Here is a 23,296-nt window from a genome sequence, read left to right as displayed (position 1 = left end):
CCTGCAATCATGAATTGATCAATGAAACTGGGAGACCCCTCATGAGCAATCCATTCGAACAGCAGCCTTTTGACGGCGCGGAATTCATCGACAATCCCGAACCGCGCTGTCCATGCCTCTTACTGTTGGACGTATCGGGTTCGATGCGGGGCAAGCCCATCCGGGAACTGAACGAAGGCCTTAACCAGTTCCGCGACGAACTTTTCGCCGATTCACTCGCGGCGAAACGTGTGGAGGTCGGCTTGGTCACCTTCGGACCCGTCACCATCGTCAACGATTTCACGGGCGTGCAGAGCTGGATCGCTCCCGAATTGCGCGATCAGGGCGACACGCCTATGGGTCGCGCGATCGAGGAAGGTTTGAACATGCTCCGCGAGCGCAAGAACGCTTATCGACAGAACGGAATCTCATACTATCGCCCATGGATTTTCCTGATCACGGACGGCGGCCCGACCGATAGCTGGCAAGCCGCCGCGCAAGCCGTGAAATCCGGTGAAGCCGAGAAGGCCTTCAGCTTCTTTGCTGTTGGCGTCGAAGGGGCAAACTTTGACATCCTCTCCAAAATCAGCGTTCGCGACCCCCTCGTTCTCAAAGACATGCGCTTCCGCGACCTGTTCAGTTGGTTGTCCAGCTCGTTGAGCTCGGTGTCCCAGTCGAACCCCGGAGATGCCGTACCATTGTCCAATCCGGCAGCCCCCGACGGGTGGGCCTCGATTGCATGACAGGTGCATGGCGTTGGGCGGGCGCTAGATCGAAAGGCACCTCGCACGAGAAAACAGGGTTGCCCTGTCAGGACTACGGATGCGCAAAGGAAGTCGACGGTCCCGTTGGCCCTGTTTTCATAGCCGTGGTTTCCGATGGCGCAGGCAGCGCAATCCATGCGGATGTAGGCTCGAAGATCGCATCGGTTACCATGTTGCGGTTGGCACAAGACTTCCTCCGTCGATCGCCACGCTCGGAGCTTGGCGAGGAAACGACGTGGGAGTGGCTCGATGCCATCCGAGACAATATCAACGCCGAGGCCGAGCGTGTCAGGCTCAAACCGAGGGACTTCGCCGCCACCATCGTTGCCATCATTGCCGACGACTTAGGCGCGACAATCATCCACGTGGGTGACGGAGCAATCGCGATCAAAGCGATCAACAGCGAAACCTGGTCTGTACCCTCGTGGCCATATCAAGGCGAATACGCCTCGACAACGAGCTTTATCACGGATGATCCTCAACCCAGGCTCGACTTCGTGGCGATAGATGATCCGGTCTCGGCATTTGCGGTCTTCTCGGACGGCATTGAACGGATGGTTCTTGATTTCACCAATCGTACGCCGCATACCCCCTTCTTCGACAGGATGCTAAAGCCCGTCATGGCGCTATCGACCCCAGGTAGGGATGCCGATCTGTCGATAGCCCTCCGGAGCTATCTGTCCAGCCCAGCGGTTTGTGAGAGGACGGATGACGACAAAACACTGATCCTTGGGGCCCGTCTGTGAGCGATACATTTTTCGCCAACGGGAAGAAGATGGTCCTCGGGCCTTTACTTGGAAAAGGTGGCGAAGGTGCCGTCTACAACATTTCGGGCAGCTCGGACATCGCCGTCAAAATCTACAACGATGGGAAGGCGCCTGAACGTCACGAGAAGATCGTGGCAATGGTAGCCGCGGGGCTATCCAGCACAAGCGCCTATGTCGCATATCCGCTCGAGGTCGTGAACAGGCAGAATGGAAAGTTCGCTGGCTTCACGATGAAGAAGGCCGCGGGTTTTAAGACGGTTCATGATCTCTACGGGCCAGGAAGCCGTCGAGCAGAATTCCCAACGGCGGATGTCCGATTTCTTGTCAGGGCCGCGTACAACCTCTCCGCTGCGATAGCCAGCATCCATAAGTCGGGGTGTGTGGTCGGTGACATCAACCATTCAGGCATTCTGGTTTCCACCCAGGCACTTGTCACTCTGATCGACAGCGACTCCTTTCAGTTCAGGGACAGCCGCCGTACATATCGTTCCTTGGTCGGCGTTGCAGAATACACCCCAGCAGAATTGCAGGGAATATCGTTCGAAAACTCAGATCGCACGACCAATCATGATGCCTTCGGGTTGGCAGTATTGCTTTTCCAACTCCTGTTCCTCGGCCGACACCCGTATTCCGGGCGCTACCATGGTGGCGGGGATATGGACATCAAGACGGCCATTTCGCAGAGGCGCTTTGCGTACAGTTCCAAGCGCTCGGAAACACGAATGGAACCACCACCATACGTCCCCGCGCTAGATGACTTCGGCGACGAGGTGCGAGATGCATTTGAACTCGCGTTCTCCCGCAAGGCCGAATCGGGCAACGGGAGGCCTTCGCCAGTAGACTGGGTCGGCGTCATCGACCGCCTGCAGTCGAACCTGGTCACATGCAGTATTGATCGCTCGCATCACTACCACAAAAGCAAGGCCAGCTGTCCTTGGTGCAAGCTGGAACAGGGAATTGGCCGATCGCTGTTTGCCGCGCAGTTCGTCACACCGACCTCTATGGCCAACATCGGCGAGATCATCGCCCAGATCAGTCGGCTAAGTTCACCGCCTCGCCCGCCCAGCGCCGAGAACATCATGCCGTCGATGCGCGACCTCAAGGTATCGGACGCTGCCAAATCGAAAAAGAGCGGCCGAGCGATGAGCATGGCTGCCGCGCTCGCCGGGTTTGGTGTCGGTCTTTATGTGGCCGCAGCAATTCAAGGGCTAGTCGGTATCATCATCGCCGGGGCGTCGCTCATCTATTTCTTCTCCGCAAAGGGCGACGCGGGACCGTTTGCAACTGAACTGAAGGCCAGTACCGCCGAGTGGAATAATCAGCGGCAGATATGGGAAAAACGCGCTGGGCCAGAGCAATTCGAGGAAAAGAGAGCCCACTATCTTAGGCTGGCATCAGCTCACGCCGGACTTCCCCAGCGAGAGAACGAGAAGCTTGCTGAACTCGAACGTAAGAAACGCGATCTGCAAATGCGCAAGCATCTGGAATCGCATCTGCTCGACCGCGCGAAGGTCGCTGGTATCGGCCCAGGCCGTAAAGCAACTCTCGCCTCTTTTGGAGTGGAAACCGCGTGGGATGTTAAGTCCAGGCAGATTACGAACATCCCCGGGTTCGGCCCCGCCATGCAGGAAAAGCTTAGGAAATGGTCGAAGTCGGTTGAGCATAAGTTCGTGTTCAACGCCAATATTCCGACCGATCCCCAAGCGATCCGCGAGGTCAAGAATGACATCGCGAAGCAGCGCGCGGAACTTGAACGCGACTTGATCAAGGCTCCTTCCGACCTGCAACGCCTTATCGACGAGGCTACCCGACTGCGAGAAAATCCACCTCCCGACCTTGTGACCGCATATCGACGCATGAAACAGGCAGAGTTGGACAGTGGTCGAACGGGATAGAAAGCATGAGAGTATTTGACCTGCCGCCCGTTATCACGTGAGATCGCGCAAAAGAATTGTACCTATGAGCGCTGATGGGTGCCTAAAGCCTCGCCCTGAACTAACCTAGCGTCTCGGCCTTCTGCGGAGCCGACACGGCTTTCCGCCGGGTGGAGGCCAGTTCGTCACGCCTCTTTCTAAGCTCAGCGAAATAGGTCCTCACCGTCTCAACTTCGCGCTTCATATCATCGACGCTGGGAGAATAGGGCAACCTGCCTTTGGACCAGTCGTGACCGGAAAGCTCTGAGGTCTTGCGCATTCCGAAATGTATCGTGGTAAAGTCACTGTCCCTGACCTCAACCCCACTCAGAGACTGTGTCATCACTCCGGGCTGGAAGCGGCCGACAACACCATTGAGAAGCATCTCCTCGACCAAGCGCTCCCAAGTCTCTCTCAGCCCAGTGAAAAAATCGGTGATTTCACGTTCGTAAGCCTCGGTGTCTTTTGATGCCCTACTGGCCATGGATGTCAACTTGATGTCCAGCGCGGCCAAGCGATCCTTGGTGGACTTGACTTGCCATGGTGCATCGTCGTTTCGAACAGTGCCAAAGCCATGTTCTTCCGTTTTCACGATCCAATGTCGTAAGACATCGACGTGAGCCTCCATGGCCTGATGCCAGAGTTCATAATAGAAGCTCAATTCATGGGTGAATACGATCACCTGACGGTGCTTGGCTTCCGCAAGGATACGGGTGGCCACCTGCCGAACATGCTTATGGTCGAGCGAGGAAACGGGGTCATCTAGGATCACGCCGTCATGGCCGTCAATGGAACCGATTTCGGCGAAGAAGCACGCGAGCGACAATGCACGAAACTCGCCTTCACTCAAAATATTCGAGGTCTTCGCTGAAATCGACTTCGACAGGTCGGGCCCAACATAACTGACCCCCTTATCGGTCCGTCCAGTCACAACGACAGGGAGATACTCTATTCCCAAGTCGCCTATTTCCTTCTGTAGCCTCCTGCGGAAGTCTTCGGTCAGGTGCTTCTCGCACAGTTCAGTATTTTTGGATGAGATCGGCGCGCTATGGCGAGAAGCAATGCATCCGGAAAGCTTCAACAAGCTCACCAGTTGGCTCCTTCGTTGGAGGACCGCTGGAAGATTGTCATGGAGCTGCTTGCGTCCGCGAAGATCGCGGAGTTCGATCTTGAGGCGGTTCAAACGTTCCGGATCAGTCGCGGCAGCCTGATCAGCCGCTGCGGCGGCGGCTAGCGCGCTTGCCCAAGTTTCCACCTCGCTGGACTTGCCCGGTCCCAGTACGCCGAGGAACGTCACGTCTTGGAGTGCCTCGGCAGACTTCGTAAGAGCTGACCGAAACTCATCAGCGGATACCAACCAGTTGAGTAGGTCGTTCACGACGCTCGCTTCTGCGCTGCCTTCCACGAAGAAAGGAGTCAAAGCACTGACGATTTGATCGGCCGACGGCAGGGTCAACTGTCGTAGAAACAATACCTCGGAGGTCAGAGACGCAAGCGCTGACTCAGCTTGCTTTGCCGCTTCGTTCGCAATGAGTGCTCGGAACTTAACGAGCCTGTCGAACGCCCCATGAGATAGTTTCTGCGCGCAAAGGGGGCAAACGTCGTGATCGCCATGCGATGGCAATTCCGCCCCATGAAACGCGTTAGCGTACACCGCTACCGCATATCCAAACATCTGCTTCCACGGTTCAGAGCCGATTACCGTTGCAAGCGGGTCTTCGCGGAATTCGAGGCTCGCGGCAAGCGTCGCTGCTTGCCGGGTTGCGACGCATTTCGCTATTGTAGAGTTCAACCGTGTGATCGCGTCGGCGGACAATAGGTTTTCCGCATGTACGAGCTGCTCTTTGAGCTTTTTCAGAATGCCGACACCGCGAGTCTTCTCTTTGGCAAGAGCTGCCCGGTCGCTACGTATATCGTCCTGGACCAACTCGATCTTCGTGTCGTCAGCTGACGACCAAAGCGCGAGATTCTGAAAAGCAGTCGCGCTTGGAATGGATTTCAGAGCGGTCTTCTCGTTGAGCTTCCCGATGGCTTCGGCTTGTGGGGTGTCCCGCTCGATGTCGGGCAGAGGGCTGCCGACAATCGTCTTCAGCGGCTCCATTTCGTCGTTCAAGCGTCGGATTAGTTCCGTGCACGCCTTGACCACCCGCGGCAGCACATCCAACCCAGCCGGCAGAAACTCGATTTTGTCTTGCTTATCGGCATAGAGAGGTGCCAAGCGGCTGTCGAAGACGCTCACCCGGGACAAGGCTTGCGGAGGCGGAGCGCCCGTTTCCCACCGATGATCCTGGACCTCGGCTTGCCCTACTTTGAAGCGTACCGTGAGAGATGGCTTGGAAAGTCTGTCCGCCGAGTAGGCATTCTCGAGCACGACTTCGTCATTGCGCTCTCGCCGAGCGCGGCAAATCTGCTTTAGAAGCTTGCAGTAACCGCTTTTGCCACTTCCGTTTTCACCGTAAACGATCGTCAACCCATTGACCGCGAAAGACAGCGTTTGTCCGGATGCCAACTGCATCGCGCTACGAATGTCGTTAATCGAACCGAGCACTACAGGATCAGCGCCGTCAGCCCTATGCAACACGTGATCGACAGTAAGCGGGACTGGATCACCCGGCGCAACTGCGAGTTCGATTCCATTTGCAGCCTTAATTATAGCCAAGACCTCAACATAGTCATTTTCGACCAGATCAGGCTGCGTATAGATGCGCCGGAACAAATCCTGTTCCCAGGTTGGTCTCGTCTTCGCAAATGCGAGCAGATCATCGGTAATGCTCATAGAATCGCTTGCCCAACGTTTGTGATTTGGACAAATTACACTCGCAGAGTGTGCCTTCAATCCCTCAACTAAGTCGCGAACATGTTATTATTCGCCACTCCTGTTTTCTGGCACCGTAGCCTTAACCACCTTCGCCGTTTCTTTGAAAGGAACTCTTGCGCAGTCCATCTAAAACTGGCAAGTGACCACCCAAGGTAGAGTGGCTGAGTGGTTGAAGGCATCGAACTGATACTTCGACGGGGAGTCGCTTCTTCCGAGGGTTCGAATCCCTCCTCTACCGCCACCTGAAGCGCATGCGCGCTAGAAGTGGTATTCAGGCGGGAGCGACCAGGGAAACCTGCCCGCCTGATAGTTCAATTGGCTTACCTCGTATCCGATCGGCTGTTTCATTGTGTCATAACTTGAAGCCTCATCACTTTACCGTGGTGTTGCGGGCCGACGATATTTCAGGAACAATATGCGCTCAAACCCTCGCGCCTCGCAAACCAGTGCAAACATTGACATTAATGGAAAACGCGACCGAACTGCGCGGCAGCTAGCAGTGCACGCAAAAAGAAAAAGCCGCGTTAAGCGGCTTTTTCTCGAAAAGGTATCTCTACCGCCACCCAGCAAAAGCTGAGGCCAACTTACGTCAGCGCTTGTCAGGAGACCGCTTGCGCGGGTCGCTTTCTCCTTATCAAGCAATTCAAACTTAGAGCCCCACGACGACTCCGTCAAGATGGCATGGACCAAAAACAACTATAGCCACCTTGTGGGTGGCTATAGGACCTGCCGCCCGCTTGCACGGTTCGACGATTAGCTTTTTGCTACGGGCTGAATGTATCGATCTTGCGCGCATGCGTCAACCCATGCTTTAAACCCCTCGGCAGGGAAGGGGTTCCATGAAAATCTGTTACGTCGACGAGGCAGGCTGTACGGGTCACCTTCCCTCGGCCACCTCCGACATCCAGCCCGCACTTATCTTCGCCGGTATTATTGTCGACTACAGCAAGTTGCATGAGATCACCGACCGAGTGATTGCATTGAAGCAACGCTTCTTTCCGAAGGCGCTTCCAATAACAACCAAGCACATGGCTTGGGTTCTGCATGAGGTCAAGGGCGCTGAACTCAGGAAGGCAATATGTAGCGGCAATCGCAACGAGCGCCGACACGGCTTGGGCTATCTACAAGAAATACTCGAACTTATGCAATCTTGCGACATACGCATTACCGGACGTGTATGGATCAAGGGAATCGGTGCACCTATCAAAGGCGTTCCGATCTACACGTCATCGATCCAGTCTATTTACAGCGATTTCCAGAGCTATCTGACGTCGACCAATGACACAGGATTTGTGGTGCTGGACAGCAGGTTGAAGCATCTAAACACGCAAGTCGCACATTCAATATTTACGCAGAAATTCAAGGGAACAGGAGATGCGTACGATCGCATAATCGAATTGCCCGCTTTCTCGCATAGTGAAAACCATGCTGGGCTACAAGTGTGTGACACTTTGTGCTCTGCGATATTGATGCCCATGGCGCTTCACACATACTGCTCGGGATATGTTCAAAGCGTTCATATCAGGCCGCGCTACCAAGACATAAAGGAAAAGTTCGGTGTCGAGGTGATGCGCCTTCAGCATCGATACACGGAGGCCAGTGGCCGCCATCGCGGAGGACTCGTCGTGGCTGATGCTCTTGGTGGCCGCCCCGGGGGGCTCCTGTTCAGATGACGATTCGCGAGGTCAAAAATGGCATCGCGAAACAGCGCGCGGAGCTTGAACGCGACTTGATTAAGGCTCCTTCCGACCTGCAACGCCTTATCGATGAGGCTACCCGACTGCGAGAAAATCCACCTCCCGAGCTTGGGACCGCATATCGACGCATGAAACAGGCAGAGTTGGACAGCGGTCGAACGGGATAGAAAGCATGAGAGTATTTGACCTGCCGCCCGTCATCACAGACCTGGTGCTGGCCCGCAACCGCCTCAGACACCACTATCTTTCCGCATCGCTGGATTTCACATTAGATGGAAATCTGATCGGCGACATCGGCGAGGCCGTGGCGGCTGAACTGTTCGGACTACAACTCTCACCACGAAACGGAACAGGGATCGATGGCCATGCTCCGGATGGACGAACCGTCCAGGTGAAAGCCACGGGCACCAATCGAGGCCCTGCCTTCCGAATGGTTGATACCCGAGCTCAACATCTCCTGTTTTTAGAATTCGACCTAGACAACCTGAAAGGCGAAATCGTCTTTAATGGGCCAGAAGAGGTTGCTTTACGCTTCCTGGCTCCGAGCTGGGTGGGGCAGCGCAGCTTGACGAAAAGACAGATCAGGCAGGCGGACACAATGGTTGCGGAAAATCATCGACTGTCACGAATTCGCTGACTAGCGGTGCCTACCAAGCTGGAAAACGGTGACACACTGCTAGAGAAAACGATAATCCCGGATAGGTTGCCGTAGGAAAAATTCACAGTGCCCGGTTGACTCTCGAAAATTGTTCGCTATTTGTTCTCAACATGCAAAACAACCCGACCCACCTCATACGAATAGGTTGCCCCTCGTTGCCGCGATGATCGCGGCAACGACCACCCCTTTTGTCCGAGGATGTCATGGGAATTGCCAAGCAGGCCGCCACGCCGCGCGCCGCCAGAAACTCCGTATCAATCAGAACCTATCCGCCAACCGGAACGGTCAAGTGTGACGGCGTGAAGCTGTTCCGTTCCCAGTCGGCCCGTGATGTCGGCTGTATTCTCGATGTCAATCCGTCGGTGACGGCGTGGCGGTGCATGCCGCAGACATTCGACCTCGGCGGAGCCGTCCATCTTCCCGACTTCCAGGTGTTCGAGGAGGACGGAGGAACCATGTTCATCGACGCTCCCGACAGGGCAAGGTCGGTCGATGCCGCCCTTATGGAGGCCGGAGCCGCTCGCCTTGACGCGGGATATCGGCTGCTGTCGCGCGGCGAGCTTTACGATGGCTTCAGGCTGCTGAACGCAAGGGACCTCCTGCGCTATGCGGGCCACGTCATTCCTCTCGGCGATCGGCTGAGGTTGCTGGCCGCTCTCGACGAACACGGCTCGCTGCCGCTCGCGGAGTGCCTCAAGGCCTTCCAGGAAACGAAGCCCGTCCCAGGGATCGCGGCCCTCATCCTCCATGGCTACGTCGAGGTCGATCTCGACGATGCGCCGCTCGGTCCCGAGACGGCTGTGCGCAGGATATCGCGGTAACCGACCCCGCGTTTCCTTGTTCCCAAGCCATAAGAGAGCGTTTTCATGTCCTACAGGTCAGCCAGTCCGCGAAACTCCCCGCCCAGCCTTGCCGTCGCGGTCGCTCGCTGCGGTGTCCGCAACGCCCTGCGGCCTTTCCTTCGTCGTCCCGACATCTGCTACGTGGCGGTGCTGCTCGTCCCCGAAGGCACAGCGGACTACTACAGCCGCGCGGTATCAAGCCTCATCCGTGATCCCGTCCCTATCGACGAGGATTGCAACGAGACCGCCGTCGTCATGACCCTCTCCGACCAGACGATCGAACCGCGCACCCTGTGCGACCGCCTGAGGCATGGTCGTCAGGTGGTCGTCGTCACCGAAAAGGCCGACAGGCTCCCGCCCGAGTTCCTGGCAGGCGCCGACCTGGTCAGGAATGTCGTCAGGCCGACCCTGCAGCATCTTATGGCAGCCTCAAGGACGGCGAAGGTGCCAGGCATGACGCACGAGTTCGCCGAGTTTCTCTCGACCCAGTCCTTCGACATCATCGCGGCCGTGATCAGGCCGACACGGCCGCTTCTCAATTCGGTCCGACAGTTGCGGCGCATGGCGGAGAAGCGCGTCGAGCCGCCTGCGCCAGTGGACAAGCCGTCCGCCCTGCGTCTTGAGGAAACCCACGGCTACGGCGAGGCCAGGGACTGGGGCCTGCGGCTGGCCGAGGACATCGCAAGCTGGAAGCGCGGAGAGATCGCGTGGGAGGACGTGGACAGAGGTGCGCTCCTCTGCGGGCCGCCGGGATGCGGGAAGACCACCTACGCCAAGGCGTTGGCAGCCTCCTGCGGTGTTGAACTCGTCGTGGCCTCGGCGGGGCGCTGGCAGGCCGCCGGTCATCTCGGGGACTACCTAAAGGCGATGCGTGCCAGCTTCAAGCAGGCACAGACCAAGGCACCGTCGATCCTGTTCCTCGACGAGTTCGATTCGTTCGGCAGCCGTGAAGTGGCGGTGAACAGCGACAACCAAGACTACAAGCGCCAGGCGGTCAACGCCCTTCTCGAATGCCTCGATCCGTCCGAAGGGCGCGAGGGAGTCGTCGTGATCGGGGCCACGAACGACGCCTCCGGGATCGATCCGGCCCTCATGAGACCGGGTAGGCTCGAAATCCGGATTGACATCCCCCTGCCGGACTCGGTTTCGCGGGTGGGTATCCTGCGCCAGCATCTCTCGGGACATGTCGTCGATGGAGCCCTGGCCCGCTTCGCCAGGGCTACGCGTGGCTGGAGCGGCGCGGACATCGAGAAGCTGGCCCGCGACGTGCGCAGGCTGGCAAGGCGCCGATGTGTTCCCGTCAGCGAGGCGCTTGTCATGGAGGCCCTGCCGGCACGCCGGTTTCTGAGCGATGACGAACTGCGGCGCGTAGCCGTCCACGAAGCAGGACACGCCGTTGTCGGGACCTTGCTGTTCCCGGATAGTCTCCTTCACGTATACGTCGAACGGGACGTTCCCGCGAACTCGGTCAGCCGTGTCGTGGGCGCAGCGGTATTCCAGCATGCGACCGAGACAGTCAACACGCCTGCATATTACGACAACAGGATCGCCATGATGCTCGGCGGGATCGCGGCGGAGGAACTCGTCTTCGGCGACCGTTCAGACGGTGCCGGTGGCGATCCCTTGTCCGATCTCGGTGTCGCAAGCGATGTCGCCACGCGCATGGAGCGCTGCCTCGGGCTTGGAGAAGCTCTTTCCGTCGAGTTCGGCAATGGAAGCCGTCCACTTGAATACCTCCGTGAGCGTGATCCTGAACTCCGCCGCCTAGTTGAGGTGCGCTTGAAAGCGCAGTTCGACCGTGCGGTCGGGATGCTCGATGGAAGGCGTACCGACCTCGATGGCCTCGTGGAAATCCTTGTGACCAGAGGACGAGCTACGGGCGATGAAGTCAGGGAAATGCTATCCGACGCATCCGAAGATACCGCATCCGTCGCCCCATGACGGCTAGCGGGAGGTGCCGATCTCAGCCCTTGCAGGGATCGGCACCGAAGAAGTTAATAAAGCACGCGTGCGAAGGGTCCGCTTTAAGGGCTTGTTAATTTTCGACGCGTAGACAGCCGGTCCGCGCCGATGTGCACCAGAACAGTGCACTGGCGATACGGCCACACCGCCTCGGACCCAGGCGGCACAGAAACGGAGAAGCAGAATGCTCATACTACGAATAGGAGGTTTTGACTTCTCCGAACGAGGCTAGCCCTCTTCTGAAAAGGCATCTCCTCCAGCCGATCTTGCATGTCGCATGATGACAAGGTGGAAGGAGCCGAGCATGAACATCGCCCATACGGTCGCCCGTAACATCGCCCTCAAGAAGGCCGGATTCGGCTTCATTGTCGACGGCCGCCGCGCGCCTGTGTCGACGGCCGCGACCTCGCGCCAGTACGAGACTCCCGTTCTCCAGCTGAAGGTAAAGCACGGCCGTACCGAGGCAGGGGGCTGTAAAATATCGCGGCGGCGCTGACACCAGTCAGAGCCGCGACATCCCGCTTTTCTGGAACGAGCCGACCGAAGGACACGCCACGCGTCGTCCGGCGCTTCGTCAGGCCAAGACCGCGCGCGGCTTCACGATCTTCAACGGCACCGTGGTTTTCCACGAAAGCGAGCTTGAACATCGTGTGTCGACGATCATCCAGGCGCGTGCCGACGTGCGGGAACTCCATTCCCAGTTCCCCGTCTTGCCGTTCGCTGACGACGATGGCGTGCTCCACGACCACACCTTCGATTTCTACGTGGTGTTCGACGACGGCTACCGTGTCGCCATCGCGGTGAAACACGCCCGCAAGCAGGCGCAAATCCTCGACATGTTCGACCGGATCGCAAGTCATGACTTCTCCCACGTCGCGGACGACATGCGCCTCATGACGGAGGAGGATGCGACCTACGAGGCCTTCTATAACGCCCACGACATCCTGCGCGCCCGGGAGCATTTCGACGAGGCCGAGTATGAAACCACCCTCTGGATCGCCAAGCGTCTCGTCGGCCGCTTCAGGTTCGGAGAGTTGCTTCGAGGCTGTCCCCACATCGGAGCGCGGCGCGATGCCGTGTGGCAGCTCATCGATCACGGCCATCTGGTCCCGCTCTCCCCGGGGCGCATTTCGGACCTGACCTGGCTGACCGTGCCGTCCTGACTGTCCACTCCCGCGCCCCTTATCGTTTCCAACGGAGCCAAGAGCCTCGATGCCGAACTACGCCCTGCCCGCACGCGTATTCCACTACTCGATCGTCGAGATGGACGATACCGACCGCTTCACGAGCGGCGGCCAAGACTACGTTCCCCTGCGAGCCGACGGCGACGGCTACGTGATGCGCCACGAAGACGACGGGCGCGAGGTCTTCATGGGCCATGCGGAAATCCACCGCAAGCTGACGGAGAAGCGGGCGGCTATCCGCTACGGGTACAACAGCGTTCCCGAACAGAAGCTCCGCCTCATCTGGGGCGACGAGACTTTCGAAGGCCTTGATCCCGAAAAGCGCGTCCTCCCGAGCTTTCGCGAGAAGCTCATCCTTCGTTACGAGGACGAGTGTATGAAGGTTGGGAAAGCGCTTCCGCGCTCGGAAAAGAAGCTCCAGCCTCTTCTCGACACATGGGCCGAGGATATCAACAGAGGCACGCAGGGCGAGCGTCGCAAGCGGGGTGATCGCGGGGCCATGTCGTTCGGCGCGCCGTCGGTGCGCCAGTTCAACCGCGACTATGCCGATTACATGGGATGTGGACGCAAGACGCTCGCGCTGGCGCATCGTCATCACGGCCCCGGCAAGCGTCTGTTCATGAGCTGCCCCGAGAGCATGGCGGTCGCATACCGGGGCGCGCGTCGGTACCTGTCGCGGAAAAAGCCCACCAAGGCCCATTGCTACCTGCTGTATCGGGCCGAGCTTTTCGAGGTCAACGAGAAGCGGACGAAGAAACTGCACCTGGTCTCGAGAACCAAGTTCGAATCCATGATCAACCGGTTCGACGAGTTCGAGAAGGACGCGAGCCGCCACGGCGAGAAATGGGCTATCGACAAGTACGCCCGGAACCTGCGGACTTACGACATCCTCGCCCCCGGGCAGCGTGTGGAGATCGACGAGGTCAATATGGACCTCATGACGATACTGGTCGAAACGGGCCTGTACGAGGGGCTTCCCGAGTGGGTGCGCGCGAGAATCCCTAAGGTGCGCATCTGGTTCGTGGCTGCGATCGACGTGGCGACTAGATATGTTCTCGCGCTCAGGGCGACATTCAATCCGACGGCGAACGCCGCCATCGCCGCGCTTCGAATGATCATGACGGACAAGCGATTGCTGTCGCAGTCGGTGGGGGCAAAGACGCCGTGGATCGGCATGCTGAGACCGAAGGAGGTCTATTCGGACAACGGATCGGCGTTCATCGCCGAGCGCACCCGTGCCGTCTTCAAAGGCGCACTCGTCAGCCCGACATGCCCACCTGCCGGGGACCCCGCACGCCGCCCGTTCATCGAGAGCCTTTTCCATTCCGTCGGCCCGATGATCGCACAGTTCTTCGACGGGCGCACCTTTGGCTCGGTTGCCGAGAAGGGTGACTACGATCCGGAGGAGTTCGCCTCCCTGACCACGGACGAGTTCGTCCGGATGTTCACCTACGCGATCTGCGACATCTACCACAACAAGCCCCACGCGTCGCTCGGCGGAAACTCCCCGCACAATGCGTGGGTCCGGGCCACGCAGGAGTATCGCGTGCGGCCAGTGCCGTCGGACGAGGAGATGCTCCACATCTTCGGCGTGCCTTCGAAGCGGCCCATCTCCGACGACGGCATCACCTACAAGGGCATCACCTACGGGAGCGACGAACTCAACGTCCAGCGGATGCACCACGGCAAGAAGGAGTTCGAGATCAAGAGCGATCCTGAGAATGTCCGCTGGATCGCCGTAAAAGGCGAAGAGGGCTGGTTCACCGTGGAGAACACCGTCGGCATCAATGACGACATTACGCTTGCGGAATGGATCGCGGCCCGCAAGGAGGAACTGGCACACAACGCCACTGAGGCCGAGGACGGCATGGCGGCAATGTACGAGGCCGTCAACAGGCTTCGGCGCGCGGGAGAGTCCGCGACCGTCCGCGCCCACTTGAGCCCCGCCATTCCCGATGCAGAGGAGCATGAACGCATGGAGCGCGAAGTCATGCGCGGGTGGAAAGCCGGCACGCGACTTGCGGGTCCTCTGCCAGAACTTGTCTCGGAGATGTCGCCGCCCGCCGATCCTCTCCGCGGTCCCCCGAGGCGGGCGTTGCCCATCAACCACCTGAAATCCACCCCAGCCGCAGACCCCGCCCAGTCCGAGGAAACGACACCATCGCGGCCGATCCCGATCGTTTCCACTCTCGACTACAACGAGGACGACTGACATGACCGACACCAAGTACATGGAAGCTTCGGATTTCGCAGCTCTCAAGGCCAGTGTCCGTGCCGGTTATTTCACGACGGGCCGCGATGGAAAGCTCGCGTCCTATCTCCGGGAAATGGCCGTCAACGTGACGGACTGGGAACAGGGTGCCGGTTCGAAACGGCGTGCACTTTTCGTCATCGGGGATTCGGGCAGCGGCAAGACCCGCTCGCTACAGCACCATTTCGCCACGATGCCCGAATTCCGTCCGTACAGGAACGAGCACAGCGAAACCGTCTCGCCAGTGCTCAGCATTGACGCGCCGCGTCCTTGCAATACGAAGGCCCTGGCGATCACGATCATCACTGCGATGGGCCTTCCCACCAGGGAGCGTATGACGGAACACGCCCTCTTCGCGGTCCTCAAGTCGCAGCTTCGCGAGCGTGGCGTGAAGTACCTCCACGTAGACGAGATGCAACACGTCATGCGTCATAACACTCCGGCGGCGATCCGGCACGTGCAGGACACGCTCAAGAGTCTGATCCAGACTACAGACTGGCCGCTGCATACGATCTATTCGGGGGTCTCCGAGCTGGCGGAACTGCTCAAGGGCGATCTCCAACTTGCCAACCGTTCCCGCGTCCTGCGGTACGACGCACTCAGCTGTCCCGCAGACGCGCAGTGGATCGCGAGCATCCTTCAGAAGGTAGGAAACGAGGGATGCGGGCTGTCCTTGTCCGCCGAGCTTCTTGACGACGATTTTCCGGAGAAGCTTTGCCTCGCTGGCAACGGAGCGTTCGGATCGATGATCGCAATGGTGCAGGAGGCATGCTTCCGCGCGCTCGAGCGGGGCCGGAAATCGGTCACGATCAAGGAGTTCGCACGCAACTACGAGCGCGATACGGGATGCATGCCCCGTGACAACGTATTCACCGCCTCCCGCTGGCGCGACCTCGTGCCGGGTCACGCGCTTGCAGACCTCGCCTGAACAGAACCTCCGTCGCAAAGGAAGTCCCGATGAAGCTGCCTGTCTCGATCCCGCTCCACGACAATGAAACGCCGCTTGGTTTCGTATCTCGCCTCGCCGCTGCGAACGGGTATCCTTCACTAGAAGCCTTCCTCGGTTGCACCGAAACAAACGCACTCTCGATCATGCGCGGTGATTCAGGTTCGATGGCACTGCTGGAGGCCTGGACTGGGGAGAAGCGCAACAGGCTCGGTCGCTTCGCCGTGCAACGCGCCGACGAAAAGCTGCATTTCAGGTTGGGTGACGCGGTATTCGGCCGCGACCATCGCCGCGGTAACGCACACCGCTTTTGTGTCCAATGCGTTCAGCAGGACCTTCGGATTGAAGAAGGTCGCAAGGTCTCACGCCCGTACGTGCGGGCATGGTGGGAAACGAAAGCTATCGGGACATGCCCGCCCCACGGTTCGCGGATTACCGAAGTCGCTTGCGACAACAACAAGGATGACTTCGCTCTCTTTGTTTGGTCCAACGAACATCTGTTTGCCAACGATCATAGGGAGGTGGAAAGCCGACCGTCGCAGGAGCTTGACAGATACCTGATCGGACGCATTCGAGGTGAAATCGCCAACCCTTTCCTCGACAACCTTGAGGCATACGTCGTTGCAGGGCTTTGCAAGTATTTCGGCCGTTTTCTGCGTCGATATCGCGGTGCCGCGGTCAGCGACGACGGATCGTTCGAGACCCTTGACGATGCGGAGTACGGTTTCAACGCCGTGAAGCTGGGCGAAGCCCACATCTCGGAACTGGTTTCTGAGCTTGTACTCGGTAAAAGCTTCTCCGTGGAAGACGGTGCTTCCCCGATGGACCCCATCACGCGCTGGCTTCGGCGCAATAACGATGTTCCGGCCTACGCATCTCTCGTCGAGCTCTTTCAAGACCTCGCGGAAAGAAACATGCCGCTGGGTGAAGGCCAGATTTGCATTCTGCCTACGCGCAGGCGTTACCGTCACACCGTACGCTCGGCGAGTGTCGAGTACGGCTTGAGGGAGCAACGCATCGTCGGGCTTTTGACGAAAGCCGGCCTTCTGAAATCAGAGGAGGCAACAACTACAAAGGTCTCCTTCGACGCGGAACTGGCGAAGCCCATTCTGGAAGCGGCGCAGGATGCTCTATCCCTGACCGAGGCGGCGGCTATTCTGGGTTTGAAGGGAGCACGGTTGCACGAGATTATCGATGCCGGCTTTCTACCCCGCGTCGAGGCAGATCGCGGCGACCTGCGCATCTACACCCGCATCTGGAGGCAGGACCTGATTGGTTTTCAGCGCCGCTTGTTTGAGCGAGCGAAGACCGAGATCGATCTCGATGGCTACCTGCCGATTGTAAAGGTGGCCCACAGGTGCAACTGCCAGGTAAATGAAGTGGTCGGGATGATTTTGGACGGCCAACTTCATGGTATTGCCCGATCCGGCAACGGTGTCACGTTCGCTAATCTCTTCGTCAATTTGAAAGAAGCCCAAGGGAAGAGGCGTCTTGCAGTTAGACTGGAGATCGGAACCAATCTGCTGTCGATTGCGGAGGCTGCCGACTTATTGAATACCGCGAAATACAAAACCTACCCTCTTGTCGCCAGTGGAGTCCTTTCGTCGGTTACGAGACTCAATCGTTCTTCACGCCGCATGCAACCGTTCATCGAGCCGAAGGCTCTCGAGGATTTTCAGCGCCGTCACATTTCAGTTGCCGAAATCGCCTCGGTGTATGGCACACGCGCTGACGTAATTGTTCGACGCATGGAGTTGCTCGGCATTGAGCCGAGCTTCGACCCTGGGTCCCGACCAGGAAGATACTATTGGCGGAACGATCTGGATAAGTTCACGTTCGAACGCGCATCGGCATAACACCGCCATCATTCATTCGACGTTTTCAAAGGCTCCGTTTTCGGGGCCTTTTTTTGTTGCCTTGATTCTAGGGACACATCTGGGACAGAGCTACTAAAGCTTCAGGGACAAGCCAAACTGAACTTCCAAAAATAATGCAATATAATCAATGGCCATCTGGTTCCTCTGGGACAAACCTACCTAACCGCTCCACGTTTCGGCCTCCTTACGGTGCGAACGACGCCGCGACGGGCGGCTCCCAGCAGCGCTGCGATCAGCCAGCCGCAGAAGAGCCCGCCTGCCGCCCAGGTGAGGCCTGCAAAATCGACCGGCACGCCCGGCACGTAATCGCGCCAGGCATTCGCGAATGTCGTCGAATCAGGATTGCGCATCACCACGAAAGGCTTGGTGAACGGCGGCGCCAGCGTCAGCTCCTTCTGCTGCTCGGCGAGCATCTCATAACGCGAAAAAGTGCGCCGCATCGCTTCGCCCTGATTGCGCAGGAAGGTCTGCGGCGAGGCGGAATAGATGTTGAGTGCCTCCTGGCGGTCGAGGCCGTTGTGATTGGCCTGGGCGTCGAATTCCGAGATCAGGATCTTCAGCTCATCGAGCGCGCCGCCGATCCGCTGGCGGTATTGCTGCGCGAATTCCGGCGCCTGCGAGAAGAAGATCCCGCCAAGCAGCGCCATCGCCATCGTCAGCATTCTTCCGAGCATGAGCATGGCAAAACCTCGGTTGTTTTGCCGATCAACGACGTGGGAGCCTCAAAGGTTGCCTTGTTTCACACGCACATGCTCCATGCGGAAGCCGAGTCCGATCAGCCGACCGGCGAGATGGGCGAGCAGCGGAAAGCGGGCGATGCCCCGGATGAAGGCAGGCGGACCCTTGCTTTTGCGATCGTCCGCCTGATCCGTTCGCCGGCTGCTCCTCATCATCAACTGCAGCTTCTGCGTCGCCCTGGTCGGGAACCTGCGCCGCTTCTCGACGGCGGCGAGGTCGGCATCGGCGAGGCGCTTTTCGCGGAGCGGCGCGGCCAGGATATTGGCGGCCGCTACCGCATCCTGGATCGCCAGGTTGACGCCGACGCCGCCGATCGGCGACATGGCATGCGCCGCGTCACCGATGCAGATCAGTCCGGTCCGCCACCATTGCTTCAGCCGGTCGATGCGCACCGTCAGCAGGCTGGTATCCTCAAAGCTGCGGATTTCCTGCATCCGCTTGGCCGGCAGCGGCGAGACATCGACGACCATCCGCCGGAAGGCCTCGATGCCCTTCTCGCGGATGTCCGCAAACGTGGTGCGGCGGATCACATAACCGCATTGCCAATAGTCGCCGCGGTCGATCAGCACGAAACCCTGGCGAGGGCCGGCATGGCCCATCACCTCGCTCGGATCACCCTTCTGCTTCGACAGCTTCATCCAGACGACTTCGCTCGGGATACCGAAACTCTCCACATCGAGGCCGGCCTTTTCCCGCACGACCGAGTTGCGGCCATCGGCACCGACGACAAGCGTCGAGCGGATGGTGAGCTCTCCTTCGGGCGTCTTGAGGACGAGGCCGGAGATCGCCCCCCGGTCCTCCAAGACGTCCGTCACCCTAGCCTGCATGATCAGCCGGAAATTCGAATAGCTCCGCGCTTTTTCGGCAAGAAAACTCAGAAAATCCCATTGCGGCATGAAGGCGATGAAGCGGTTCCTGACCGGCAGCCTCGAAAAATCCGCGATCGTCACCGTCTTCCCGCCCATCTCAGCGGACAATTTTGGCGCCCGCGTGTGCGGCAGGTTTAAAAATTCGTCGATCAGGCCGAGCTCGTGCATCACCTCCAGCGTCGAGGGATGGATCGTATCGCCGCGAAAATCGCGCAGGAAATCCGCGTGCTTCTCGACGACCACGACATCGACGCCGGCGCGCGCCAGCAGGAGGCCGAGCATCAGGCCTGCCGGACCGGCGCCGGCGATCACGCAAGTCGTCTGGATTTCACGGTGTTCGCTCATCATCCCACTTCGCGCCAAGAGCATCCGTTGTGCAAGCTGCACTTGGTCGCAGGCGGGCCGAATTCAAGCCCGCTCTTGTGAGCCGTGGCTTTCGCTTGTAGACCGAAGACAGCTTTAGGAAATGGAAGACAGCATGGCCGACACCGGCAAGCGCCGTATCAGCATCCTCGGTTCCACCGGCTCGATCGGCGTCAATACGTTGGATGTGGTGAACCAGCTAGGTGGCCGCGAGACCTTCGAGGTCGTGGCAATCACCGGCAACAGCAATATCGCCCTCCTTGCAAACCAGGCTAAGGCATGCGGTGCCAGACTGGCCGTGACGGCCGACGACCGTCAGTATGCAACGCTGAAGGATGCGCTCGCTGGAAGCGGCATAGAGGTCGCCGCCGGCCGCGAGGCGCTGATCGAGGCGGGCGCTCGCCCCTCCGACTGGGTGATGGCGGCGATCGTCGGCACCGCCGGCCTTGCGCCGACGCTGGCCGCCGCAGAACGCGGCGCCGATATCGCGCTCGCCAACAAGGAATGCCTGGTTTCGGCCGGCGAACTGTTCGTCAAGGCGGTCGCAGAAGGCGGCGGACGGCTGATCCCGGTCGACAGCGAACACAGCGCCATCTTCCAGTCACTCGAAGACGACCAGCACCACGCGGTCGAACGCATCGTCCTCACCGCCTCCGGCGGACCCTTCCGCACCTGGACCCGCGAGCAGATGGCGGGCGTCACCGCGGATATCGCCCGCGCCCACCCCAACTGGTCGATGGGCCTGAAAATCTCGATCGGCAGCGCCTCGATGTTCAACAAGGCGCTGGAGATGATCGAGGCGAAACATCTCTTCGATCTGCGGCCGGACCAGATCGAGGTCATCGTCCATCCGCAATCAGTCATCCATTCCATGGTCGGTTATGCCGACGGCTCGGTGCTGGCCCAGCTCGGCTGTCCGGACATGCGCACTGCGATCGGTTATGCGCTGACCTACCCGAACCGCACGAAGCTCGATGTCGAACGGCTGGATTTCGCCAAGCTCGCAAGGCTCGATTTCGAGGCGCCGGACGAGATGCGTTTCCCGGCACTGAGGCTGGCACGAACCGCGCTCGAACGCGGCGGCATGCAGGGCGCCGTGATGAACGCTGCAGAGGAGATTTCCTTCCACGCCTTCTGCGCCGGGCGCATTGGTTTTCTCAACATGGCGGATGTCGCCGAGCAGGTGATGGACGACATGATGGGCTATGGCGCCGCGAAGACGATGGACGAAGTGTTTGCGGCAGATGCCGAAGCCCGTCGCCGCGCTGGAGAGATCATCGCGCAGAGGGAATTGGCTGCTTAGAGCGTAGCCGATCAAAAGCGCCGGTTAGCTGCCGAGGCGGCAACTCCCAACTTTCCTCATTCCTGTGACGGGCACAGGGATGAGGGCGGTGAGGTTAGCGGGACCGATCGAGAAATATCAAGCCACGTGCCGCGCCAGGGCGCAGCGAGCCCAGAGCTGGTGCAGCGAGCCGACCAGGTGCTCGATGTCCGCATCGCTATGCAGCGGCGTCGGGGTGATGCGCAGGCGTTCGGTCTTGCGCGGCACGGTCGGATAGTTGATCGGCTGCACATAGACGTTGCAGGTGTCGAGCAGGATATCCGAGATCCACTTGCACTTGGCCGCATCGCCGACAATGACCGGCACGATATGGCTGGGGTTGTGCATGTGCGGGATGCCTTGGCTGTCGAGCATCGTGCGCAGCTTCTTGACGCGGTCCTGATGGCGGACCCGTTCGAACGGGCTGGCCTTCAGATGCCGGATCGAGGCGATCGCCCCGGCTGCCAGAGTCGGCGGCAGCGCCGTTGTGAAGATGAAACCGGAGGCGAAAGAACGGATGAAGTCGCAGAGCGCAGCGGAGGCGGCGATATAACCGCCCATCACGCCAAAAGCCTTGCCGAGCGTGCCTTCGATGACCGTCAGGCGGTCCATCAGGCCTTCACGTTCGGCAATGCCGCCACCACGCGGGCCGTACATGCCGACCGCATGCACTTCGTCGAGATAGGTCATCGCGCCGTATTTGTCGGCAAGATCGCAGATTTCCTTGATCGGCGAGATATCGCCGTCCATCGAATAGATGCTTTCGAAGGCGATCAGCTTCGGCGCATTCGGATCGGCTGCCGCAAGCTTCGCTTCGAGATCGTTGAGATCGTTGTGCTTCCAGATCACCCGTTCGCACTTGGCATAACGGATGCCCTCGATCATCGACGCGTGGTTCAGCGCATCCGAGAAGATGATCAGGCCGGGAATCTTCTGGCCGAGCGTGCCGAGCGTCGCCCAGTTCGACATATAACCGGAATTGAAGATCAGGCCGGCTTCCTTGCCATGCAGATCGGCCAGTTCACGCTCAAGCATGACGTGGTAGTGCGTGGTGCCAGAAATATTCCGGGTGCCTCCCGCACCCGCGCCACAGTGATCAATGGCTTCCTTCATCGCCTCGATCACGGCGGGGTGCTGGCCCATGCCGAGATAATCGTTCGAACACCAGACCGTCACTTCCTTCGGACCATCGGGAGTATGGCGCGTGGCGCGGGGAAAATTGCCGCGGTGCCTCTCCAGATCGGCGAACACCCGGTAACGGCCTTCACCATGAAGTCCGTCCAGCTCGCTCTTGAAAAATGCCTCGAAGTCCATGCTCACACTCCAGAACCTGCCTCGGTTTTGGTTTCAGCCGCGCTTTTCGTCAACCCCGGACCTCGCGAATAGAACCAACCTGCGGCAAAAGGCCCGCTTTTTTTGAATTATTCCAATAAAAAAGTAAGCGATTCCGTAAGTACGAGAATTGATCCACGTCAAGCAGCAAAAAGAAGAGCGGTTTCCCCGCTCTTCCAAGCTTTTTACCGCTGCTCTCGATTCGCCTCAACCGGCAGACGCCACCGCCCTTTTTGCCATGACCTTTACGAGGTTGGCGCGGTATTCCGCGTTCGCGTGCAGGTCCGACATCAGGTTGGAGGCATCGACCACGACATTGCTCAGCGCATCCGGCGACCAGTTGGAAGCCAGCGCCTGTTCGAAGCCCGGATGACGGAAGACGCCGGACGAACCGGCGCCCGTCACCGCAACGCGCACGCCGCCGGCGGTTTTGGCCACGAACACACCGGTCATCGCAAACCGCGAGGCCGGGTTGTTGAACTTGGCATAGCCCGCCTTTTCCGGCGCGTCGAAGGTGACTGACGTTACCATTTCGCCCTCTTCCAGCGCGGTCTCGAAAAGACCGGTGAAGAAATCGTCGGCCGACAGCGACCGACGGTCTGTGACGATGGTCGCGCCAAGCCCGAGCAGGCCGGCGGGATAATCCGCCGCCGGATCGTTGTTGGCGATCGAACCGCCGATCGTGCCCATGTGGCGCACATGCGGATCGCCGATATGGCCGGCGAGCTTGCAGATCGCCGGACAGATGGCGGCAAGCTCCCGCGAGGCGGCAACATCCGCATGCGGCGTGGCGGCGCCGATCGTCACCTTGCGGCCTTCGATCCGGATTCCCCGGATGGCCGGAATGTGGCGAAGGTCGATCAGGTCGCTCGGCGCGGCGAGCCGCTGTTTCATGGTCGAAATCAGCGTCATGCCGCCGGACAGGTATTTGCCCTCCTCATTGGCGGACTTGAGCTTGACGGCATCTTCCACCGAGGATGCACGATGGTAGCTGGTAGCGTACATGTCTGTTCTC

General features: G+C 59.3%; 18 protein-coding genes and 1 tRNA gene. 14 read left to right on the top strand and 5 right to left on the bottom strand.

The annotated features are described in order from the left end of the window. The first annotated feature begins 41 nt into the window (after positions 1–41). Genes PMI07_RS17795 through PMI07_RS17785 form a run of 3 tightly spaced genes read left to right on the top strand, consistent with a single transcriptional unit; the run spans position 42 to position 3,405 of the window. Positions 42–722, top strand: a complete 681-nt coding sequence (locus PMI07_RS17795) for a VWA domain-containing protein (RefSeq protein ID WP_007753789.1) — start codon at positions 42–44, stop codon at positions 720–722. Next, entirely contained in the window at positions 719–1,489 is a 771-nt protein-coding gene (locus tag PMI07_RS17790; protein WP_007753790.1) for a PP2C family serine/threonine-protein phosphatase, read from the top strand. The genes PMI07_RS17795 and PMI07_RS17790 overlap by 4 nt, the downstream gene beginning before the upstream one ends. Beyond that, positions 1,486–3,405: a protein kinase domain-containing protein gene (locus tag PMI07_RS17785; protein ID WP_245277189.1), complete on the top strand. Its 1,920-nt coding sequence runs from the start codon at positions 1,486–1,488 to the stop codon at positions 3,403–3,405. Before PMI07_RS17790 ends, PMI07_RS17785 begins: the two co-directional genes overlap by 4 nt. Positions 3,406–3,505: 100 nt before the next feature. On the opposite strand, the gene PMI07_RS17780 is transcribed toward PMI07_RS17785, so the two are convergent. Further along, on the bottom strand, positions 3,506–6,199 hold the full coding sequence (locus PMI07_RS17780) for an AAA family ATPase (RefSeq protein ID WP_007753792.1): 2,694 nt from the start codon (positions 6,197–6,199) through the stop codon (positions 3,506–3,508). A 193-nt stretch (positions 6,200–6,392) separates the two neighbouring features. Between PMI07_RS17780 and PMI07_RS17775 the strand changes: the two genes are divergently transcribed. The 10 genes from PMI07_RS17775 to PMI07_RS17730 all read left to right on the top strand — a co-directional run bounded on the left by PMI07_RS17775 (position 6,393) and on the right by PMI07_RS17730 (position 17,637). Then, a tRNA-Ile gene (locus PMI07_RS17775) sits at positions 6,393–6,482 on the top strand. Positions 6,483–7,080: 598 nt separating this feature from the next. After that, entirely contained in the window at positions 7,081–7,914 is an 834-nt protein-coding gene (locus PMI07_RS17770; RefSeq protein WP_007753793.1) for a DUF3800 domain-containing protein, read from the top strand. 196 nt (positions 7,915–8,110) lie between these two features. Beyond that, positions 8,111–8,575, top strand: coding sequence for a hypothetical protein (locus tag PMI07_RS17765; RefSeq protein WP_007753794.1), 465 nt, complete (start codon positions 8,111–8,113; stop codon positions 8,573–8,575). Between the two features lie 224 nt (positions 8,576–8,799). Beyond that, positions 8,800–9,417, top strand: coding sequence for a hypothetical protein (locus PMI07_RS17760; RefSeq protein ID WP_007753797.1), 618 nt, complete (start codon positions 8,800–8,802; stop codon positions 9,415–9,417). A gap of 45 nt (positions 9,418–9,462) precedes the next feature. After that, positions 9,463–11,379: an AAA family ATPase gene (locus PMI07_RS17755; RefSeq protein WP_024163893.1), complete on the top strand. Its 1,917-nt coding sequence runs from the start codon at positions 9,463–9,465 to the stop codon at positions 11,377–11,379. 325 nt (positions 11,380–11,704) lie between these two features. Then, on the top strand, positions 11,705–11,896 hold the full coding sequence (locus PMI07_RS17750; protein ID WP_007759710.1) for a hypothetical protein: 192 nt from the start codon (positions 11,705–11,707) through the stop codon (positions 11,894–11,896). A gap of 121 nt (positions 11,897–12,017) precedes the next feature. Continuing rightward, the gene (locus tag PMI07_RS17745) at positions 12,018–12,563 is read left to right on the top strand and encodes a Tn7 transposase TnsA N-terminal domain-containing protein (RefSeq protein ID WP_245277188.1); all 546 of its coding nucleotides are present in this window, start codon (positions 12,018–12,020) and stop codon (positions 12,561–12,563) included. A 49-nt stretch (positions 12,564–12,612) separates the two neighbouring features. Beyond that, positions 12,613–14,796 (top strand): Mu transposase C-terminal domain-containing protein, encoded by a 2,184-nt coding sequence (locus PMI07_RS17740; protein WP_007759713.1) that lies wholly within the window; start codon positions 12,613–12,615, stop codon positions 14,794–14,796. 1 nt (position 14,797) lies between these two features. Next, positions 14,798–15,763, top strand: coding sequence for an ATP-binding protein (locus PMI07_RS17735; RefSeq protein ID WP_007759714.1), 966 nt, complete (start codon positions 14,798–14,800; stop codon positions 15,761–15,763). 29 nt (positions 15,764–15,792) lie between these two features. Next, entirely contained in the window at positions 15,793–17,637 is a 1,845-nt protein-coding gene (locus tag PMI07_RS17730) for a TniQ family protein (protein WP_007759715.1), read from the top strand. Between the two features lie 176 nt (positions 17,638–17,813). Here PMI07_RS17730 and PMI07_RS17725 read toward each other — a convergent pair whose 3' ends face one another. Together PMI07_RS17725 and PMI07_RS17720 are read right to left on the bottom strand one after the other, a co-directional pair. Further along, a complete protein-coding gene (locus tag PMI07_RS17725; protein WP_007759716.1) occupies positions 17,814–18,338 on the bottom strand; it encodes a DUF2937 family protein in 525 nt (174 codons plus the stop codon). Positions 18,339–18,380: 42 nt separating this feature from the next. Continuing rightward, on the bottom strand, positions 18,381–19,610 hold the full coding sequence (locus PMI07_RS17720) for an FAD-dependent oxidoreductase (protein WP_245277187.1): 1,230 nt from the start codon (positions 19,608–19,610) through the stop codon (positions 18,381–18,383). A 133-nt stretch (positions 19,611–19,743) separates the two neighbouring features. On the opposite strand from PMI07_RS17720, the gene dxr reads away from it, so the two are divergent. Further along, positions 19,744–20,931, top strand: coding sequence for a 1-deoxy-D-xylulose-5-phosphate reductoisomerase (gene dxr, locus PMI07_RS17715; RefSeq protein WP_024163891.1), 1,188 nt, complete (start codon positions 19,744–19,746; stop codon positions 20,929–20,931). Positions 20,932–21,048: 117 nt separating this feature from the next. Here dxr and hemA read toward each other — a convergent pair whose 3' ends face one another. Together hemA and PMI07_RS17705 are read right to left on the bottom strand one after the other, a co-directional pair. Next, the gene (gene hemA / locus PMI07_RS17710; protein ID WP_007759179.1) at positions 21,049–22,263 is read right to left on the bottom strand and encodes a 5-aminolevulinate synthase; all 1,215 of its coding nucleotides are present in this window, start codon (positions 22,261–22,263) and stop codon (positions 21,049–21,051) included. A gap of 225 nt (positions 22,264–22,488) precedes the next feature. Beyond that, on the bottom strand, positions 22,489–23,286 hold the full coding sequence (locus PMI07_RS17705) for a xanthine dehydrogenase family protein subunit M (RefSeq protein WP_007759180.1): 798 nt from the start codon (positions 23,284–23,286) through the stop codon (positions 22,489–22,491). Positions 23,287–23,296: the final 10 nt, after the last annotated feature.

The organism is Rhizobium sp. CF080 (assembly GCF_000282095.2).
GTDB lineage: Bacteria > Pseudomonadota > Alphaproteobacteria > Rhizobiales > Rhizobiaceae > Neorhizobium.
The sequence above is the reverse complement of the archived record's forward strand: the minus strand, read 5'-3'. Positions and strand labels throughout refer to the sequence as shown.